We start from the raw sequence: 17002 nt of genomic DNA on the forward strand, positions 1-17002 counted from the left end.
TTCCGTGGGGGAGTAGTCAGGGGCGCCTCCAGCCCCCGAGAGCGGACCGGAAGGAGCGGGAGAGGGAAGGTGACCAGCGAACAGACCGAGCAGATGACGCCGGAGGACGACGGGGACGCCGGCGGGAGCGGGGTGAACCTCACTCCCGGGACGGTGCTCGACCACGGCCGGTACCGGCTGCTCGCCCAGGTCGGCGCGGACACGCGCTGCAACGCCCAGCTGTGGCGGGCGAAGGACGGCGTCCTCGGCCGGGACGTGGCGCTGACGGTCCTCGTCGGCGACCGCTCCGACACGGACGCGGCGGCCGGCGCGCGCCGGACCCTGGAACGCGCCATGCACGCGAGCACCTTCAACCACCTCGGCGTGGCCCGCGTGCTCGACGTGGTCGCACCGTCCCCCGGCGATCCCGACGGCGTGCTCGGCATCGTCATCGCCGAGTGGACCCACGGGACCGACCTCGTGGAACTCGTCGAGAACGGCCCGCTGGCTCCGGGCACGGCGGCGCGGCTGCTGCAACCGCTGGCCGCGGCCGTGGAGGCCGGCCACCACGCGGGGCTCGTCCTCGGCGTGGACCACCCGCAGCGCATCCGGGTCACCCCGGAGGGCGAGGTGCGGATGGCCTTCCCCGGCCCGCTGGCGCACGCGACGTCGAACGAGGACGTCGCCGGGCTCGGCGCGGTGCTGTACCTGATGCTGACGGCGCGCTGGCCCCTGGCCGGTGCCCCCGGTGGCCTCAGCTCCGCCCCGCTCGGCCAGGACGGCGGCGTCGTGCCGCCGCGCACGCTGCGCCCGACCGTCCCCATGGAACTGTCCACAGTGGCTTCCCGGGCGCTCGGCCCGGTGGACAACTCCGGCACCACCGGCGGAGTGCGCACCGGCGCGGCCGTGCTGCGCGTGCTGGAGCAGCACGCCACCGACGAGCACTCCGCGGCCGTCGCCAACGCCGGCGCGTCGAGCACCGCGGTGTGGAGCACCGACGACCCCAAACCCGACCGGGCGAAGCGCAAGAAGCTCGTGCTCAGCGTGAGCGTGCTCGGCGTCGCCACGCTGCTGGTGGTCGGCTGGATCGCGGCCAGCCTCATCGGCGTGTTCACCGACCCGGTCAACCCCGGCGACAGCCAGGTCATCGACGAGTCCGGCAACGCGAGCGACGGCACCTCCACGCAACCCCCGCCACCGGCGGAACCGCTCGCGGTCAGCCAGGGCACCGCGTACAACGACAACGGCGAACCCGATGCGCCGCACCGGATCCCGAACCTCTACGACGGCGACCCGAGCACCGCGTGGAAGACCTTCGACTACTTCCAGCAGCTCGGCCCGGGCGGGATCAGCAACGGCACCGGTGCGGTGCTCACCCTCGACCGGCCCGCCGTGCTGGGCGAGGTCACCATCAACTCCCCCAGTGCGGGCGCGCAGGTCGAGATCCGCACGGTCGACGGCGAACCCGCCCTGGACGGCGGTCGGGTGCTCGGCTCGGCGACGCTGCAGGACGGGCGGACGACGATCCCGATCGAGGCGGCCCAGCCCACCGACCGCGTGCTCGTGGTGCTGACCAAGCTCGCCGAGTCCGGCGGGAACTACAGCGCGGAGATCGGCGAGATCGAGGTGACCGGTTCCGCGGGCTGAACCGCCCAGGTGAGCAGGCACGATCGAGGTTGCGGAACACGGGGGATCATTCTCCGTCGCGTGAACAGTACAGTGCGAGATCGTGTCTGTGCCTGTCAGTTCGGATGCCGATCTTCTCGCGGCGCACCTCGGTGGAGATCCGCACGCGTTCTCCGAGCTGTTCCGCCGGCATCGCGAGCGGCTGTGGGCCGTGGCGCTGCGCACGATGCGCGACCCCGAGGAAGCCGCCGACGCGCTGCAGGACGCGATGCTGTCGGCCTTCCGCAACGCCGCATCGTTCCGCTCCGAATCCCAGGTCACCACGTGGCTGCACCGCATCGTGGTGAACGCCTGCGTCGACCGCATGCGGCGCCGCCGCGCACGCCCCAGCGTCCCCCTCCCCGAAACCGGACAGGGCGAGCCCGCCGTGCAACGAGATGATTTCGCCGTCCAGGACACGCGGATGGAGGTGCGCGACGCGCTGGCCAGCTTGCCGGAGGATCAACGGGCCCCCGTCGTCCTGGTGGACGTCGAGGGCTACTCGGTGGCCGAAGCGGCCGCGATGCTGGGCGTCGCCTCCGGCACGGTGAAGAGCCGCTGCGCGCGGGGACGGCTGCGCATGGCGAAACTTCTCGGGCATCTGCGGAACCCGAGCGCGCACCCGGACGTCCCAGGTCCCGCGGGTGCTCCGGCACGAGCGGAGTCGAAGCAGCGAGGGGAGGGGCGATGAGCGGTCACGACCGGCGCGGATCCGCGCCGCAGGACCCGTCGTGGTCCCCGGAGTCGCTGGCCGACCTGCACGCCGGGGCGCTCGACGAGGACGCGGCGCAGCAGCTGCGGCAGCAGGTCTCCGCGGACCCGGCGGCCCGGGAGGTGCTCGCCGCGCTGCGGACCACCACAGAGCAGCTCGGCGAGCTCGGCGCCGAACCCGTCCCGGAGGCGGTCGCCGCGCGCATCGACGGGGCGCTGCGCGAGGCCGCGCACGAGCGGCACGCCCCGCAGCCGACGGCCCGGCCGGCGGGGCAGCAGCCCGGACCGCACCTGCCGCACGGCCCCGCAGCCCCCGCCGCGGAGCGGCCCACCGCGGACGGCGCCCCGGCGGGCGGGACGGCTGCGCGGCCGGCCCCCGCGGTCGACCTCTCCGCGCGCAGACGTCGCCGCGTCCGCTCCGCCTGGGCGGTGGCGGCGGTCGCCGCCGCGGCCTCGGTGGCCGCGGTCCTCGTCCTCGTGCTCTCGCCCTGGCCGAGGACGCAGCAGCAGGCCCAACAACCCCCATCGACCCAGCAGCCCCCTCCGGGGCAGCAACCGCAGACCGGTCTGCCCCCCGCACCCGGTGATTCCGCCCCCCTCGCGCTCACCGGTCCCGAGGTCGACCTCACCGGCGAGCAGTTCACCCGGGTGATGCGCGCGCAGAACTACGACGGGCTGCGGGAGGAGCGGCAGTGGCCGGGCTGCCTGCGGGCCAACGGCACCGGCGGCGAGCAACCGCTCGGCGCGCACGCCATCACCCTCGACGGGAAGCCGGCCCAGCTGTTCGTGCTCTCCACCGGGGAGATCGGCCGGTTCCACCTGCTCGCCGTCGGCCCGGACTGCGGTCCGGACGAGCCCGCCACGATCTCCGAGGCCACCTACGGCGGATGACGGCCGCGCATCGCACTCGTGTGTGAACCGCCGCCGCCAGTACGGTGGTCGAAGCAGGCGGGGAGCGGGCGCGGTGCAGCGGCGCGCATCCGCTCCGGTGCCCCGGATCCGGCGGAAACAGCTGCGCAACGGCACCGGAACCGGCGCGGTGTGCGGTGCCGCACCCCTCGGTGGTGCGCGGGAACACGCCACGCCCCGCCCGTGTTGTGCCGAGTAGGCTCGCGCGCGGGAAGCGGGCGAGCACGCGACGACGGAAGGGGCGCGGTGACTGGCGACGTGCGCAACGTGATCATCGTCGGCTCGGGGCCGGCCGGCTACACCGCAGCGGTGTACGCCGCGCGGGCCGAGCTCGAACCGTTGGTCTTCGAGGGAACCCAGTTCGGCGGCGAACTGATGAACACCACCGAGGTGGAGAACTACCCGGGCTTCACCGACGGCGTCATGGGCCCGGACCTGATGCAGCAGATGCGGTCCCAGTCCGAGCGGTTCGGCGCGGAGCTGCGCGCCGAGGACGTCGAGGAGCTGGACCTCGGTGCGGACGTCAAGACCGTGCGGGCCAACGGCCGGACGTACCAGGCGCGCGCGGTGGTCCTGTCCATGGGCGCGGCCCCGCGCTACCTGGGCATCCCCGGTGAGGAACGGCTGCTCGGCCGCGGCGTGTCCTCCTGCGCCACCTGCGACGGGTTCTTCTTCCGGGACCAGGACATCGCCGTCGTCGGCGGCGGCGACTCCGCGATGGAGGAGGCCACCTTCCTGACCCGCTTCGCCCGGTCGGTGACGATCATCCACCGGCGGGAGGAGTTCCGCGCCTCCAAGATCATGCTGGAGCGCGCCCGCAGCAACGAGAAGATCAAGTGGCTGACCAGCACCGCGCCGACCGAGGTGCTGGGGGAGGGCACGGTCAGCGGACTGCGGCTGCGCGACACCGCCACCGGCCAGGAGTCGGAGCTGGACGTGACCGGCATGTTCCTGGCCATCGGGCACGACCCGCGCAGCGGACTGGTCCGGGGCCAGCTGGCCACCGACGAGGAGGGCTACCTGCAGGTGGACACGCCCTCCACGCGCACCGAGATCCCCGGTGTGTTCGCCGCGGGCGACCTGGTCGACCGCACCTACCGGCAAGCCGTGACGGCCGCCGGGACCGGCTGCTCCGCGGCCATCGACGCCGAGCGATGGCTCGCCGAGCAGGAGTCCGTGTCGCAGGCCGAGAAGGCCGCCGAGCTCGTCGGCGGCGGCTACGGCCCGGACGTGAACTGACCGCCCCCGTCCCCACTGATCGAGCAAGGGAGTAGACATGGCCGGCAACACCGTGACCGTGGACGCCGACAGCTTCAAGTCCGTCGTTCTGAACAGCGACAAGCCGGTGCTCGTGGACTTCTGGGCCACCTGGTGCGGACCGTGCAAGATGGTCGCCCCGGTGCTCGAGGAGATCGCCGACGAGTACCCGGAGCAGATCACCATCGCCAAGCTGGACATCGACCAGAACCCGACCCTGCAGCGGGACTACCAGGTGATGTCCGTTCCGACGATGCTGCTGTTCAACCAGGGCGAGCCCGTCAAGCAGATCGTCGGCGCCAAGCCGAAGGCCGCGATGCTCGAGGAGCTCTCCGAGTACCTGTGACCGCGAGCCCCGCGGGACCCCGCGGAGGGGTGTGAGTTCGCACTCCTCCCGCGTGCAACCGAATAACGCGGCCCCGCCGTCCTGTCGATGAACACAGCGACGGCGGGGCCGCGTTTTTGCTCAGCTGAATCGACGCACCTCCGCGGAAGCGGACCCCGCCGCCGCGGTGTCGATCTCGGCCCGCAACGCCGGTGCCGGACGAGCAAGGCACAATGACTGCCCAGATAGGTGGAATCGGCGTTGTGCCACCCGTTGCCCGGACGAGCACCGCGCGAACGGGGAGAGGCACGATCATCCATTCGCGCCGATGCACTCATCGGCGCCGGACACGAGCGAGGAGTGCATGCAGCTGCTCCGCCGCGGTGACGTCGGCCCGGGCGTCACCGAGATCAGAAACACGCTGGCCACGCTGGGACTCCTGCCCGCCCAGGACGGGCGCGGTGCCGCCGTGTTCGACGAGGCGGTGGAGCACGCGGTGCGGATCTTCCAGCAGCAGCGCGGTCTGATCACCGACGGCGTCGTCGGCCCCGCGACCTACCGGGCGCTGACCGACGCGCGCTGGCAGCTCGGCGACCGCTCGCTGACCTTCCTCGTGAGCAAGCCCATGAGCGGCGACGACGTGTTCACCCTCCAGGAACGGCTGCTCGAACTGGGCTACGACGCGGGGCGTCCCGACGGGATCTTCGGGCGCGAAACCGACCAGGCCCTGCGCAGCTTCCAGCGCGACTACGGCCTGAACGCGGACGGCATCTGCGGCCCGAGCACGCTGCGCGCGCTGAAGCAGCTCGCCCCGAAGGTGCGCGGCGGCCGGCCCGTGTACCTGCGCGAGCAGGAGAAGGTGCGCCGCTCCGGCCCGCGGCTGAGCGGCAAGCGCATCGTCATCGACCCCGGGCACGGCGGGCCCGAGCGCGGCGCCCAGTGGGGCTCGGTCAGCGAGGCGGACCTGACCTGGGACCTCGCGCGCCGCCTCGAGGGCCGGATGATCGCCACCGGCATGGAAGCGCTCATCACGCGCGGCCCGCACGGCTGCCCGCCCGACGCCGACCGCGCGCGGTTCGCCAACGAGGCGGGTGCGGACATGTTCCTGTCGCTGCACATCGACGCGAACCGCTCGGCGCTGGCGCAGGGCGTGGCCGGGTTCCACTTCGGCACGGGCAACGGCACCACCTCCACCGTCGGGGAGGCGCTGGCCGGGTTCCTGCAGCGCGAGCTCGTCGCACGCACCGGCATGACCGACTGCAAGACCCACCCGAAGACGTGGGACGTGCTGCGCCTGACCCGGATGCCCGCGGTGCGCATGGAGATCGGCTACCTGAGCAACGCCCAGGACCGGTACCGGCTGCTCGACCCCGGCTTCCGCGACGTGGTCGCCGAGGGGCTGCTCGTGGCGATCAAGCGGCTGTACCTGCTGGGGCAGAACGACCAGCCGACCGGCACGTTCACCTTCGACGACCTGCTTCGCTACGAGTACGCCCGCGCCGAGGGCGCCTGACCGGAGTTCCGGCCGCGGGCCCGTGCGGGCGGCTCAGCGGCACGTGGACGGCTCCGCGTGCGGCCGGGCGGTGGAGACCGTCATCGTGGCGGTGAGGTTCTGCAGCGCCGCGTCCACGTCCGCCTTCCACGTCGGCTCCTCCGGCAGCTCCATCCGCATCCGCGGCCACTGCTCGTGCGCCCGCACCGTGTGGAACCCGACCCGCTGCAGGAACTCCGCGGGGATCACGCACGAGCGCTCGCCCGCGGCGTCCGCGAAGGCCTCCACCGCGCGCACCCCCCGGCGGCTCAGCTCGCGCGCGACGTTGCGCACCAGCAGCGTCCCGAGGCCGAGGCGCCGCCGCTCCGGCACCACGTGCAGCGCGGTCAGCAGCACCGCGTCCGCGCTGACCGGCGCCGTGGGGAAGGCCCCCGCCGCCGGCACCCGCGCCGGGGGCGCGTAGAAGGCGTAGCCGGCAGGGGTGTCGCCGAGGAGCAGCTGGTGGCCGCAGACGCCCCAGTCCAGCAGCACACCGGAGACCCACGCCTCCTTCTCCAGTTCGGTCGCGCCGAACTCCTCGGCCTGCTGACCGGTGCTGCCGAGCTCCCAGAACACGCAACGACGGCACCGCGGCGGCAGCTGGTCGAGGTTGTCCAGCGTGACCTCGACAACACGTCGGGACACCGAACCTCCCAGGGATGGCGATGCGGGCGATCGCCGGCACGAACCGCGCAGGGCACAGCATACGATGTGGCTTTCACCACGGGAAAGTCGCGCGCAGTGCCCACCGGACCCGATGGAGTGAGACGGTGCGGGCGCACGCACGGCCGCGCGGGCGGGCGCCGGCGGACGGGCGCACCATGGCTCCGTGTCGCACCGGGACACCGCGCTCGACCTGCGGGGAGCGGCCGCGCAGCCGGGGCACCGGGTGCGCGAGGGCCGGGCGCACCAGGAGCCGTGCCGCGCGCCGGCCCGTGTCGCAGCTCGACCCGTGTCACACCTGAACCCGTGTCACACCTGAACAAGGTGCAGCGATAGGACGACTAGAATCACGCCACCACCGCCGCCGGTAGCATACCGAGCACGGCGCACACATCGGATCGGAGCGGGACATGTCTGATCAGGAAAGTCAGCCGGAGGGCACACCGGACAAAGACTCCCCGGCCCGCAACCTCGACGCGCACCGCGCGCTGTACGCGCAGCGAGCGACCGGGATGACCGCCTCCGAGGTGCGCGCGCTGTTCGCCGTGGCCAACCGCCCCGAGGTGGTGTCGCTGGCCGGGGGGATGCCGAACCTCGCGGACCTCCCGCTGGACTCCCTTTCCGCCGAGATCGGCGATCTCGTGGCCCGCGAGGGCCAGAGCGCCCTGCAGTACGGCTCCGCGCACGGTGTTCCCGAGCTGCGCGAGCAGATCTGCGAGGTCATGTCCCTGGAGGGCATCGAGGCGCACGCGGACGACGTGATGGTGACCGTCGGTTCGCAGATGGCGCTGGACATGGTCACGCGGATCTTCTGCGACCCGGGCGACGTGGTCCTGGCCGAAGGCCCCTCGTACGTCGGCGCGCTGAGCTCCTTCTCCGCCTACCAGGCCGAGGTCGCCCACGTGCCCATGGACGACGAGGGCCTGCGGCCCGACCTGCTCGAGCAGACGATCGACGAGCTGCGCTCCGCGGGCAAGCGGATCAAGCTGCTCTACACCATCCCGAACTTCCACAACCCGGGCGGCGTGACGCTGGCCGATCACCGGCGGGCCGAGGTCCTCGAGATCTGCTCGCGCAACGGCATCCTCGTGCTCGAGGACAACCCCTACGGCCTGCTCGGTTTCGACGGGCAGACGCACCCGGCGCTGCGCAGCCTGGACCCGGACAACGTGGTCTACCTCGGCTCGTTCTCGAAGGTCCTCGCCTCGGGCCTGCGGGTCGGCTGGGTGCTCGCGCCGCCGGCGGTGCGCGAGAAGCTCGTGCTCGCGGCGGAGTCGGCCACGCTGTGCCCGCCGACGCTGAACCAGATGATCGTGTCGCGGTACCTGAGCACGCACGACTGGAAGGGGCAGATCAAGGCCTTCCAGGAGCAGTACCGCCAGCGGCGCGATGCCATGCTCTCCGCGCTGGAGCAGCACATGCCCCGGGGCACGACGTGGACCGTGCCGGAAGGCGGCTTCTTCGTCTGGTGCACCGCCCCGGAGGGCGTGAACACCAAGGAGATGCTGCCCCGCGCGATCAACGAGCGCGTGGCCTACACCTCCGGAACGGGTTTCTACACCGACGGGAGCGGCGGCCAGCAGATGCGGCTGGCGTTCTGCTACCCGACTCCCGAGCGGATCCGCGAAGGAGTGCGGCGGTTGGCGCACACGATCTCCGAGGAGCTCGATCTGGTGCGCACGTTCGGAACCTCGGCGCAGGGTGCTCCGCGGCGCGGCCCCCAGGCGCCCTCCCCGGACACCGCGTAGTGCGAACGCCCGCCACAGCACGAAATCCACTGTGCACCGTTGTCCGTGCACAGTGGATTTTTATGTCCCTTGCAGACGGGCAACACCGACCGAGACGAGGAGAATCACGTGTCCGAACGCTGGGTGTCCGTACTGGCCGGTGGTCTGTCCCACGAGCGGGACGTCTCACTGCGCTCCGGGCGGCGCCTGTCCGCGGCGCTGCGTTCGGTCGGCATGACCGTGTCCGAGTGGGACGCCGATGACCAGCTGCTCCCCCGCCTGCGGCAGGAGCGCCCCGACGCGGTGATCATCGCGCTGCACGGGGGAGAGGGAGAGAACGGATCCGTGCAGACCGTCCTCGACCTGCTCGGCATCCCGTACGTGGGCACAGCCCCGCAGGCGTGCCGCCGCGCCTGGGACAAGCCCACCGCGAAGGCCGAACTCGCCCGCGCCGGGCTGACGACGCCCGCGTGGGCCGTGCTGCCGCATTCCACCTTCCGCGAGTTGGGCGCGCAGGACGTGCTCGACGCGCTCGTCGCGAAACTCGGCCTACCGCTCATGCTCAAGCCCGACAAGGGCGGTTCCGCCCTGGGGGCCCAGGTGGTGCGCGAAGCCGCCGACCTGCCTGCGGCGATGATGTCGGCACTGTCGTACGGCGATGCCGTGCTCGTGGAGCAGCTCATCACCGGCACCGAAATCGCCGTGACCGTCCTCGACGGACCGGAGGGGCCGCAGGCACTCCCCCCGGTGGGCATCGAGCCGGCCTCCGGGGTGTACGACTACACGGCGCGCTACACCGCCGGTCTGACCGAGTACAGCACGCCGGCGCAGCTGCCCGATCCGGCGGCGGAAGCGGCCGGGGAACTCGCCACAGCAGCGCACCGCCTGCTCGGGCTCCGGGACATCTCGCGGACCGACATGATCGTGGACGCGACCGGCACGCCGCACTTCCTCGAGGTGAACGTCTCCCCGGGGCTGACCGAAACCTCGCTCACGCCGATGGCGGTGGAGTCCGCCGAGCGCTCGCTCGGGGAGGTCTTCAGCACGAGCATCGAACGGGCCATCGCGCGCTCCGGAAGCGCTCTGCACCAGGCTTGAGAGGACCCAGCCCGTTCCGCTCACCGGTGCGGAACGTCACGCTCGCCCCGGCGAGCGCCGAGGAGCAATGGCCTCATGAGGACGGCCCGGCGGAAGCGCCGGGCCGTTCTTGATGGAGGAGGGGTTATGACTTCTCGGTATCGCGGTTTCACGTGAAACCACGGCACCTTCCACGGGGGACACCCCGCTGCCCACGCAGCACCGCCGGGGCTGCCCTCGCGAGGCGATGCCGGAGAACCCGCGGCGGGGCACTCCGGATGCGTGGCGAGGAAGGGGCTGCGCCGCTCGCCTGGCGGACCGGCGCGGCCGAGCACGGCCGCCGAGCCGGCGCAGTCACCCGGGATCGTTCTCGCGAGCAAAGATCGTCACCGTGACGAAATGGGTGGAACCCTCAAGTCGATCAATTTTCATCACGCTGACCTTCGAGGAGAGTCAAGATCCGGCTGAGGTCATCGCTCGAGCCGAACTCAACGACGATGCGGCCCTTCCGCTTGCCCCGCTCCACCTTCACGCGCGTGTCGAGACGGTCCGAGAGGCGGGTAGCGAGAGCATCGAACTCGGCATCGGGCTCCGCCTTCTTCGGCGCCTTCTGCTCCTTCTCCGAGTTCTCGCGCTTGGCGAGGGTGACCGCTTCTTCGGCACCTCGCACGGACAACCCCTCGGCGATGATCCGCGTGGCGAGCTCTTCCTGGGCCTCGGGGTCTTCCAGCGTCAGAAGGGCACGCGCATGCCCGGCGGAGAGCACACCGGCGGCCACCCGGCGCTGGACCGCCACGGGCAACCGCAGCAGGCGGATCGTGTTCGTGATGACCGGGCGGCTCCGCCCGATGCGTTCGGCCAGCTCGTCGTGTGTCACATCGAACTCGTTCAGGAGCTGCTGATAGGCCGAAGCCTCTTCCAACGGATTGAGCTGCACCCGGTGGATGTTCTCCAGCAGCGCGTCCCGCAGCAGAGCGTCGTCCTGCGTAGTTCGCACGATCGCCGGGAGGGTACCGACGCCTGCCTGCTGACCGGCACGCCAGCGTCGTTCCCCCATGATGAGCTCGTAGCTGCCATCGCCGCGATCCCGCACGACGATCGGCTGGAGCAGCCCGAACTCGCGGATCGAGTGCTCCAGCTCAGCCAACGCGTCCTCGTCGAAGACCTGCCGCGGCTGCCGCGGATTCGGAGTGATCGCCTCGATCGGCACTTCGCGGTAGACCGCACCGGCGGGCTCGGCCGGTGCGGTTTCACGTGAAACATCGGCCTGTTCGGCCGGAGCCGGGGGAGTGGTGGCAACAGCGGCGCCACCGGCACTGCTCGAGGCGGCCGCCTCCTCGGTCGTCGACTCCGGGTCTTCTTCCGGTGCACTCGGAATCAACGCGGCGAGGCCCCGCCCCAGACCGCCTCGACGTTCCGTCATGCCGTCTCCTTCGTCACGTCCCGCTCAGCGATCTCCCGCGCGGCATCCAGGTAACTCATCGACCCACGTGAACCGGGGTCGTAGCTCAGCACGGTCTGGCCGAACCCGGGGGCTTCGGAGATCTTCACGCTGCGGGGAATGACGGTCCGCAGCGCGCGGTCACCGAAGTACTCGCGCACTTCCGAGGCCACCTGGTCGGCCAACTTCGTCCGACCGTCGTACATCGTGAGCAGCACCGTCGAGACCCACAACGCCGGGTTGAGATGCGACTGCACGAGCTCGATGTTGTTGAGGAGCTGTCCCAGCCCCTCCAAGGCGTAGTACTCGCACTGGATGGGGATGAGCACCTCGTGCGCCGCGACGAGCGCGTTCACCGTGAGCAAGCCGAGCGAGGGCGGGCAGTCGATGAGGATGTAGTCCGGCGCCATCTCCTCGACGGCCCGCGATTCGAGGGCCTGCTTCAGGCGGCTCTCCCGGGCCACCATCGTCACGAGCTCGATCTCCGAGCCGGCGAGGTCGATCGTGGCGGGGACGCAGTGCAGGGTCGTCGCCTGCTGGCTCTGCGCCGCCGCGTCCGCCACGGTGTTCTCCCCGAGCAAGACCTCGTACACCGAGGGAACACCCGCGCGGTGCTCCACCCCGAGCGCGGTGCTGGCGTTCCCCTGCGGGTCCAGGTCGATCACGAGCACGTTCAGTCCGTGGATGGCCAACCCGGCAGCGAGATTCACCGTGCTCGTCGTCTTCCCGACGCCGCCTTTCTGGTTGGCCACGGTGATGATCCGTCGATGTGCAGGCCGGGGGAGATCCAACGTCTCCGGATGCAGGACCCGCGTCGCACGTTGCGCTTCTTCCATGATGGGGGTCCACCCGATGTCGAAGTCCTCCGCGGGCAGACCCGTGCCGCTCTCCGACGTCCCGGGGAAGCGCATCCCCCCGACCGCACGGCCCTTCGTTTCACGTGAAACACGGCCTGTCTCGTCCGTCTCCCGATTCACCGTCCTCGATCCTTCCTGCTCCGACTCCGACCGCGGCGCTTCTTCGGGGGCGCCTCGGCTGTCCGCTCGATTTCGACGACCGTTGTCGGCTGGTCGAGCACATCGGCGCCGCAGGTGAGTACCCGGCCTGCGGAACCACCGGCTGCCCGGATCTGCGAGGAGTCCCGCTCGAGCTCCTCGCCGGCACTCGCCCCTTTGAGAGCCAGCACCCGGCCACCGGATCGCACCAACGGTAAGCACCACTGGGCCAGCCGCCCCAGCGGTGCCAGGGCCCGCGCCGTGGCAACATCCTGCTCAGCCATCCGTTCCCGGACGGCTTTCTCCTCGGCACGCCCCCGCACGACCGTGGTCTCGAGAGCCAAGTCCGCGACTACCTCGCTCAACCAGTCGACCCGCCGTGCCATCGGCTCCAGCAAGGTGATCTCCAGATCGGGACGCGCGAGCGCCAACGGGATACCCGGCAGCCCCGCCCCAGAGCCTACGTCGACCACCCAGCTCCGCGGGGGGAGCAACTCCGCGAGAACCGCGGAATTCCACACATGCCGTTCCCAGAGTCGATCAATTTCGCGTGGTCCGATCAAGCCTCGAAGGACACCCTGTTCGGTGAGCATGTCGACGAAACGCTCCGCGAGCTCGGCGCGATCGCCGAACACCCGCCGGGTGACCTCCTGCGAGGCTCCTTCCGCTGCCGTCACTGTCCCCATCCCGCTCGTGTGGTTTCACGTGAAACGTCACGTGTCGTTGTGCCGGTCGACCGATCCGGCGCGGCCCGCGAGGCCGCCGACACGAAAAGACCCCCTGGCTGGGACGACTTCACATCATCCCAGCCAGGGGGTCCACATCGTTCCGCCTACCCACCCGACACGCCGACCGGGCAGGAGGTCCCATCCAGGAGGGTCAGGAATGCTGCCGCCTTCCGCGGTCCGGGGAAACGCCAGCTCAGCTGGAAGCAGGTATTGTTCCACATCGGCCAGTGGCACGGTTGCTGAACGAGCTGTCCACGACAGCACCACTCGGCCCGGGTTTCGCCGTGCCGGTGGCGAAGCGGAGCCCAACTGCCGATCCATTCGACGCGAAGCTCCCAGCTACCCCGAGCGCCCACCCCACATCGCAGCCGGGCCCACCGGAGGTTCTCCTGCGGGAGCCCGCGCACGAACAGCCCGACCCATCTCCATCAGGTCCGGTAGACGACGACCTTGCGCTGGGGCTCTTCCCCCTCGCTCTCGCTGTGCACCCCGTCGACGGCGGCGACGGCGTCGTGCACGATCTTGCGCTCGAAGGGGGTCATCGGCCTCAGCCGCGTCGCCTTGCCGGATTCGAGGACGGATTCCGCCGTGCTGCGGCCGAGCTCGACGAGTTCCGAGCGGCGCCGGGAGCGCCATCCCGCCACGTCGAGCATGAGCCGGCTGCGCACGCCGGTTTCCTGCTGCACGGCCAGCCGGGTCAGCTCCTGCAGCGACTCGAGCACCTGGCCGCGGTCCCCGACGAGCTGTTCCAGGTCGTCGCCGCCTTCGATGCTCACGACGGCGCGCCCGGACTCGACGTCGAGGTCGATGTCCCCGTCGTAGTCGAGCACGTCGAGCAGACGTTCGAGGTAGTCCCCCGCGATGTCACCTTCCCGCACGAGCACGTCGTCGGCGTCGGCGTCCTCCTGCTCGGCGGAAGCGCCGGTCTCCGGGTTCTGCTCCGACACGGAGTCCTGCTCCGATGCGGACTCCTGCTCCACGGACGGGGCCTGGTCCGACTCCTGCACGGTTTCCGACACTGGACCTCTCCTCTCCAGGGGTGAAGGATGCGAGCGGTCACCAGTTGCCTGGTTTGTCCGCGTCGCGGGCACTGTCTTCGGTTGCCCCGGGGATCTCACCGGGTTGGTTCGCCGACGCCGCTTCGGCCGCGGGGTGCTGGTCCTCCTGCGCCGCTGCGGAGGTCTGCGGCGACGCGCTCGCGTCGAGCTCGGCAGCCTCCGCCGTCGCGGTCGCCCGCGCCGCGGTGCCGGCCACGTCCTGTCCGCTCGGTTCCCCCGTCTCCGCGCTGCTCTCGGCCGCGCCGTCCACCACCGCCGGAGCTTCGTCCGGGGCGGCTGCGGCCCGCTCGGCCTCCTCCCGGTCGATCCGGTTGTAGACGAGGTACTGCTGGCCGAGGGTCCAGATGTTGTTCGCCAGCCAGTACACCAGGATCGCCAGCGGCAGCACGAAACCGGCGACGAGGGCCGAGAACGGGAACACCCACAGCATCAGCCGGTTCATCACCGCCGCCTGCGGGTTCTGCGCCTGGTCGGGGTTCTGCCGCGCCACGGAGTGGCGGGCGGTGATGTGCGTGGCGACGGCGGCCACGATCATCAGCGGAACGCCCACGGCCAGCATGGAGGGCCGGTCGGTGGCCACGGCGGCGAGTTCCTGCGGGCTCTGGCTGATCGTGTTCGCCAGTTTCGCCCCGAACAGGTCCGCCTCGACGAACGAACGCACCCCGTCCGGGCCGAAGACGAAGTTCGACTCAGCGCCCGGTCGGAAGCCGCGCAGCACGTGGAACAGGGAGAAGAACACCGGGACCTGCACGAGGATCGGCAGGCAGCCGGCCATGGGGTTGAAGCCCGTCTCGGACTGCAGCTTCTGCATCTCCATGGCGAGCTTCTGCTTGTCCTCGCCGTGCTTGCGCTGCAGCTCCTTGATCCGCGGGGCGACCTCCTGCATCTTCTTCATCGAGCGCACCTGCTGCACGAACGGCTTGAACAGCAGCGCGCGCAGGGTGAACACGAGGAAGACGACCGACAGCGCCCACGCGAGACCGCTGGCCGGGTCCAGTACGAAACCGAAAACCTTGTGCCAGAACCACAGGATGGCCGACACCGGGTAGTAGAGGATGTCCAGCACGGGCTCTTACTCCTCGACCGGGGGCTGGGGGTGACGAACGCTCTCGGAACGGTCGCGTGTTTGCCGGGGCGGTACGAAGTCCAGTCCGCCGGGGTGCCAGGGGCCGCAGCGCAGCAGTCGCCTGATCGTCAGCCACCCGCCGCGCACCGCCCCGTGCACGGTGAGCGCCTCGACGGCGTAGGCGCTGCAGCTGGGGTAGAAGCGGCAGGTCGGCGGCAGCAGGGGCGAGATCACCTTGCGGTAGACGTGCACCGGGAGGAGCAGCACCCGGGCGAGCGGACCGGGGCGGGTTGCCACCTGCTCGTCCGCCTCGTCCCGTGCGGTGCCTTCCTCGTCCCCTGCTCGCTTCATGTTCCGCAACCTGCCGCCGTTCCGGGGCGTTCCCCGGTGCCGCCGCGCTCCGGCGATGACTGCTCCGCGCCGGTGCGCGTGTCCGCGTCCGCGCGCCGGTGGTTCCGGCGCCGACCGCCGCGGCCGCGGGTCCGCACTTTGTGCAGGGCCGCGTCGAGGTCCGTGCCCAGCTCCGCGCTGGACGCGTCCGCCGCCGGCTTGAGTGCCCGGACAACCACCAGTGTGCCAGCGGGCAGCGAGGGCAGGCGGTTGCGCATCAGGTGACGCAGGCGACGTGTCACCCGGTGCCGGACGACGGCGTTGCCCACGGATCTGCTGACGACAAAACCCACCCGGGCCGGCGGACTCGCCACCGATCCCCGGGTGGGTGTGCTGCTCACCTCGGATGCAGGTGTGTTCCCGCACGGCGTGCCGCCGCCCGGTGCCGCACCGGAGCGGTCCTGCTCCTCGTCGCGCGGGAAGAGCGCGTGCACGACGAGGCGTGGCCGTCCGGCCCGCCGTCCCCGCCGCACGACTGAGCGGAATTCATCTCCGGAGGTGAGTCGGGCAGCTGCGGGAAGCACGCTGTTCGATCAGACGGTCAGGCGGGCGCGACCCTTGCGGCGACGCGCGGCCACGATGGCCCGGCCGGCGCGGGTGTGCATGCGCGCCCGGAAACCGTGCTTCCGCGCCCGGCGGCGGTTGTTCGGCTGGTAAGTGTGCTTGCCCTTGCTCACGGTCGGATCTCCCGGTTACTTCTGGGCCGATGGCCACGAGGGGCCACGCTCCATCTGGTCAGGTTCCCCGGTCCGCGGTCCACGCCGCCTTGCCCGGCGGACGGGGCACCGGATCCCGATCGGGCACCGGCGCGACGTCGGCATGCGCTCCGCACACTGGGGCTCGGCCGAGGATACGGAGTCCGCGGCCGCGACCGGCACCCGGGGTCCGCTCCCGGGGGCCTGTCCCGGCGTCCGGCCTGGGGACCTGGTCCGGAAGATCCGGTTCGGGGATCTGGGCCGGAGATCTGGTTCTGGGATCCGGGCGGGGGGAGGCGGGTCGCGCGAGCGCGAACCGACGTCCAGAATACCGGACTCCGCGCCGAGCGACCGGTGCGGAGCACCGGCATCCGCGGACGTTCCTGCTGTCACTCGTCCGGGTAAAGATCAACACCGCGAGCGCCGCGCAGTTCCCGCGGATGAGCAGTACGGCCCCTGCCCGGGCGTCCGCGTGCCCTCCGTCCAGCTCCTCGCGACCCCCGTGCGTTCGCTTGTGAGCCCCAGGTGACGGTTGTTAGCGTGCGCCTCCACGATGTAGCCCGGTGAGCGGGAGACCGGCGCCTCATCCACTCCGCGCGACCGCGGGGCCCCGGGGGATCACCGTCGAGCTTTGCCGTACCTTCATACGTGGTTGTGGACAAGTCTGTGGACAGCCGTGAGCTGTCCTTTTTTCTGCTGTCCGCCCTGTGCGCGGTGCGCAGCCACGGTGGTGACCGCGGACTGCCGGGATCTACGGGCGAGAGCGAGGGGAGGGGAGTACGGCG

General features: G+C 71.2%; 16 protein-coding genes and 1 pseudogene. 8 read left to right on the forward strand and 9 right to left on the reverse strand.

The window, feature by feature from the left end; all coding sequences use genetic code 11:
- Positions 1-69 precede the first annotated feature (69 nt).
- The 6 genes from ACVGV0_RS23010 (at position 70) to ACVGV0_RS23035 (ending at position 6359) form a co-directional block, all read left to right on the forward strand.
- Positions 70-1626, forward strand: a complete 1557-nt coding sequence (locus ACVGV0_RS23010) for a protein kinase family protein (RefSeq protein WP_459157770.1) — start codon at positions 70-72, stop codon at positions 1624-1626.
- An 82-nt stretch (positions 1627-1708) separates the two neighbouring features.
- Positions 1709-2335 carry an RNA polymerase sigma factor SigM gene (gene sigM / locus ACVGV0_RS23015; protein WP_459157771.1) on the forward strand — a complete coding sequence of 209 codons (627 nt, stop codon included), beginning with the start codon at positions 1709-1711 and terminating at the stop codon, positions 2333-2335.
- Complete coding sequence (locus tag ACVGV0_RS23020) at positions 2332-3246, forward strand: hypothetical protein (protein WP_459157772.1); 915 nt, start codon at positions 2332-2334, stop codon at positions 3244-3246. The genes sigM and ACVGV0_RS23020 overlap by 4 nt, the downstream gene beginning before the upstream one ends.
- Before the next feature lie 264 nt (positions 3247-3510).
- Positions 3511-4503, forward strand: coding sequence for a thioredoxin-disulfide reductase (gene trxB, locus ACVGV0_RS23025; protein WP_459157773.1), 993 nt, complete (start codon positions 3511-3513; stop codon positions 4501-4503).
- 37 nt (positions 4504-4540) lie between these two features.
- Complete coding sequence (gene trxA, locus ACVGV0_RS23030) at positions 4541-4867, forward strand: thioredoxin (RefSeq protein ID WP_459157774.1); 327 nt, start codon at positions 4541-4543, stop codon at positions 4865-4867.
- A gap of 343 nt (positions 4868-5210) precedes the next feature.
- Positions 5211-6359 (forward strand): N-acetylmuramoyl-L-alanine amidase, encoded by a 1149-nt coding sequence (locus ACVGV0_RS23035; protein ID WP_459160112.1) that lies wholly within the window; start codon positions 5211-5213, stop codon positions 6357-6359.
- A gap of 33 nt (positions 6360-6392) precedes the next feature.
- Here ACVGV0_RS23035 and ACVGV0_RS23040 read toward each other — a convergent pair whose 3' ends face one another.
- Positions 6393-7022, reverse strand: coding sequence for a GNAT family N-acetyltransferase (locus tag ACVGV0_RS23040; RefSeq protein ID WP_459157775.1), 630 nt, complete (start codon positions 7020-7022; stop codon positions 6393-6395).
- 428 nt (positions 7023-7450) lie between these two features.
- Between ACVGV0_RS23040 and ACVGV0_RS23045 the strand changes: the two genes are divergently transcribed.
- Both ACVGV0_RS23045 and ACVGV0_RS23050 read left to right on the forward strand, forming a co-directional pair.
- Positions 7451-8788: an aminotransferase-like domain-containing protein gene (locus tag ACVGV0_RS23045; RefSeq protein WP_459157776.1), complete on the forward strand. Its 1338-nt coding sequence runs from the start codon at positions 7451-7453 to the stop codon at positions 8786-8788.
- Positions 8789-8896: 108 nt separating this feature from the next.
- Complete coding sequence (locus tag ACVGV0_RS23050; protein ID WP_459157777.1) at positions 8897-9865, forward strand: D-alanine--D-alanine ligase family protein; 969 nt, start codon at positions 8897-8899, stop codon at positions 9863-9865.
- A 400-nt stretch (positions 9866-10265) separates the two neighbouring features.
- Here ACVGV0_RS23050 and ACVGV0_RS23055 read toward each other — a convergent pair whose 3' ends face one another.
- The 8 genes and pseudogenes from ACVGV0_RS23055 to rpmH form a co-directional block, all read right to left on the reverse strand.
- On the reverse strand, positions 10266-11267 hold the full coding sequence (locus tag ACVGV0_RS23055) for a ParB/RepB/Spo0J family partition protein (RefSeq protein ID WP_459157778.1): 1002 nt from the start codon (positions 11265-11267) through the stop codon (positions 10266-10268).
- On the reverse strand, positions 11264-12196 hold the full coding sequence (locus ACVGV0_RS23060; protein ID WP_459157779.1) for a ParA family protein: 933 nt from the start codon (positions 12194-12196) through the stop codon (positions 11264-11266). The genes ACVGV0_RS23055 and ACVGV0_RS23060 overlap by 4 nt, the downstream gene beginning before the upstream one ends.
- A 62-nt stretch (positions 12197-12258) precedes the next feature.
- A complete protein-coding gene (gene rsmG, locus ACVGV0_RS23065; RefSeq protein ID WP_459157780.1) occupies positions 12259-12966 on the reverse strand; it encodes a 16S rRNA (guanine(527)-N(7))-methyltransferase RsmG in 708 nt (235 codons plus the stop codon).
- 470 nt (positions 12967-13436) lie between these two features.
- A complete protein-coding gene (locus tag ACVGV0_RS23070; RefSeq protein ID WP_459157781.1) occupies positions 13437-14027 on the reverse strand; it encodes a Jag family protein in 591 nt (196 codons plus the stop codon).
- Between the two features lie 37 nt (positions 14028-14064).
- A complete protein-coding gene (gene yidC, locus ACVGV0_RS23075; protein ID WP_459157782.1) occupies positions 14065-15132 on the reverse strand; it encodes a membrane protein insertase YidC in 1068 nt (355 codons plus the stop codon).
- Positions 15133-15138: 6 nt separating this feature from the next.
- A complete protein-coding gene (gene yidD, locus ACVGV0_RS23080) occupies positions 15139-15483 on the reverse strand; it encodes a membrane protein insertion efficiency factor YidD (protein ID WP_459157783.1) in 345 nt (114 codons plus the stop codon).
- Between the two features lie 134 nt (positions 15484-15617).
- Positions 15618-16046, reverse strand: a pseudogene (gene rnpA / locus ACVGV0_RS23085) (ribonuclease P protein component); the annotation flags it as partial.
- Between the two features lie 9 nt (positions 16047-16055).
- A complete protein-coding gene (gene rpmH / locus ACVGV0_RS23090) occupies positions 16056-16199 on the reverse strand; it encodes a 50S ribosomal protein L34 (RefSeq protein WP_459157784.1) in 144 nt (47 codons plus the stop codon).
- Between the last annotated feature and the right edge of the window lie 803 nt (positions 16200-17002).

Source organism: Salinifilum ghardaiensis, from assembly GCF_054491345.1.

Bases quoted from the DNA above. Each gene is read 5' to 3' on its own strand.
- rsmG (WP_459157780.1), bottom strand. From the start codon at position 12,966: ATGGGGACAGTGACGGCAGCGGAAGGAGCCTCGCAGGAGGTCACCCGG.
- trxA (WP_459157774.1), top strand. From the start codon at position 4,541: ATGGCCGGCAACACCGTGACCGTGGACGCCGACAGCTTCAAGTCCGTC.
- yidD (WP_459157783.1), bottom strand. From the start codon at position 15,483: ATGAAGCGAGCAGGGGACGAGGAAGGCACCGCACGGGACGAGGCGGAC.
- ACVGV0_RS23035 (WP_459160112.1), top strand. From the start codon at position 5,211: ATGCAGCTGCTCCGCCGCGGTGACGTCGGCCCGGGCGTCACCGAGATC.
- ACVGV0_RS23020 (WP_459157772.1), top strand. From the start codon at position 2,332: ATGAGCGGTCACGACCGGCGCGGATCCGCGCCGCAGGACCCGTCGTGG.
- ACVGV0_RS23060 (WP_459157779.1), bottom strand. From the start codon at position 12,196: ATGCGCTTCCCCGGGACGTCGGAGAGCGGCACGGGTCTGCCCGCGGAG.
- ACVGV0_RS23045 (WP_459157776.1), top strand. From the start codon at position 7,451: ATGTCTGATCAGGAAAGTCAGCCGGAGGGCACACCGGACAAAGACTCC.
- ACVGV0_RS23055 (WP_459157778.1), bottom strand. From the start codon at position 11,267: ATGACGGAACGTCGAGGCGGTCTGGGGCGGGGCCTCGCCGCGTTGATT.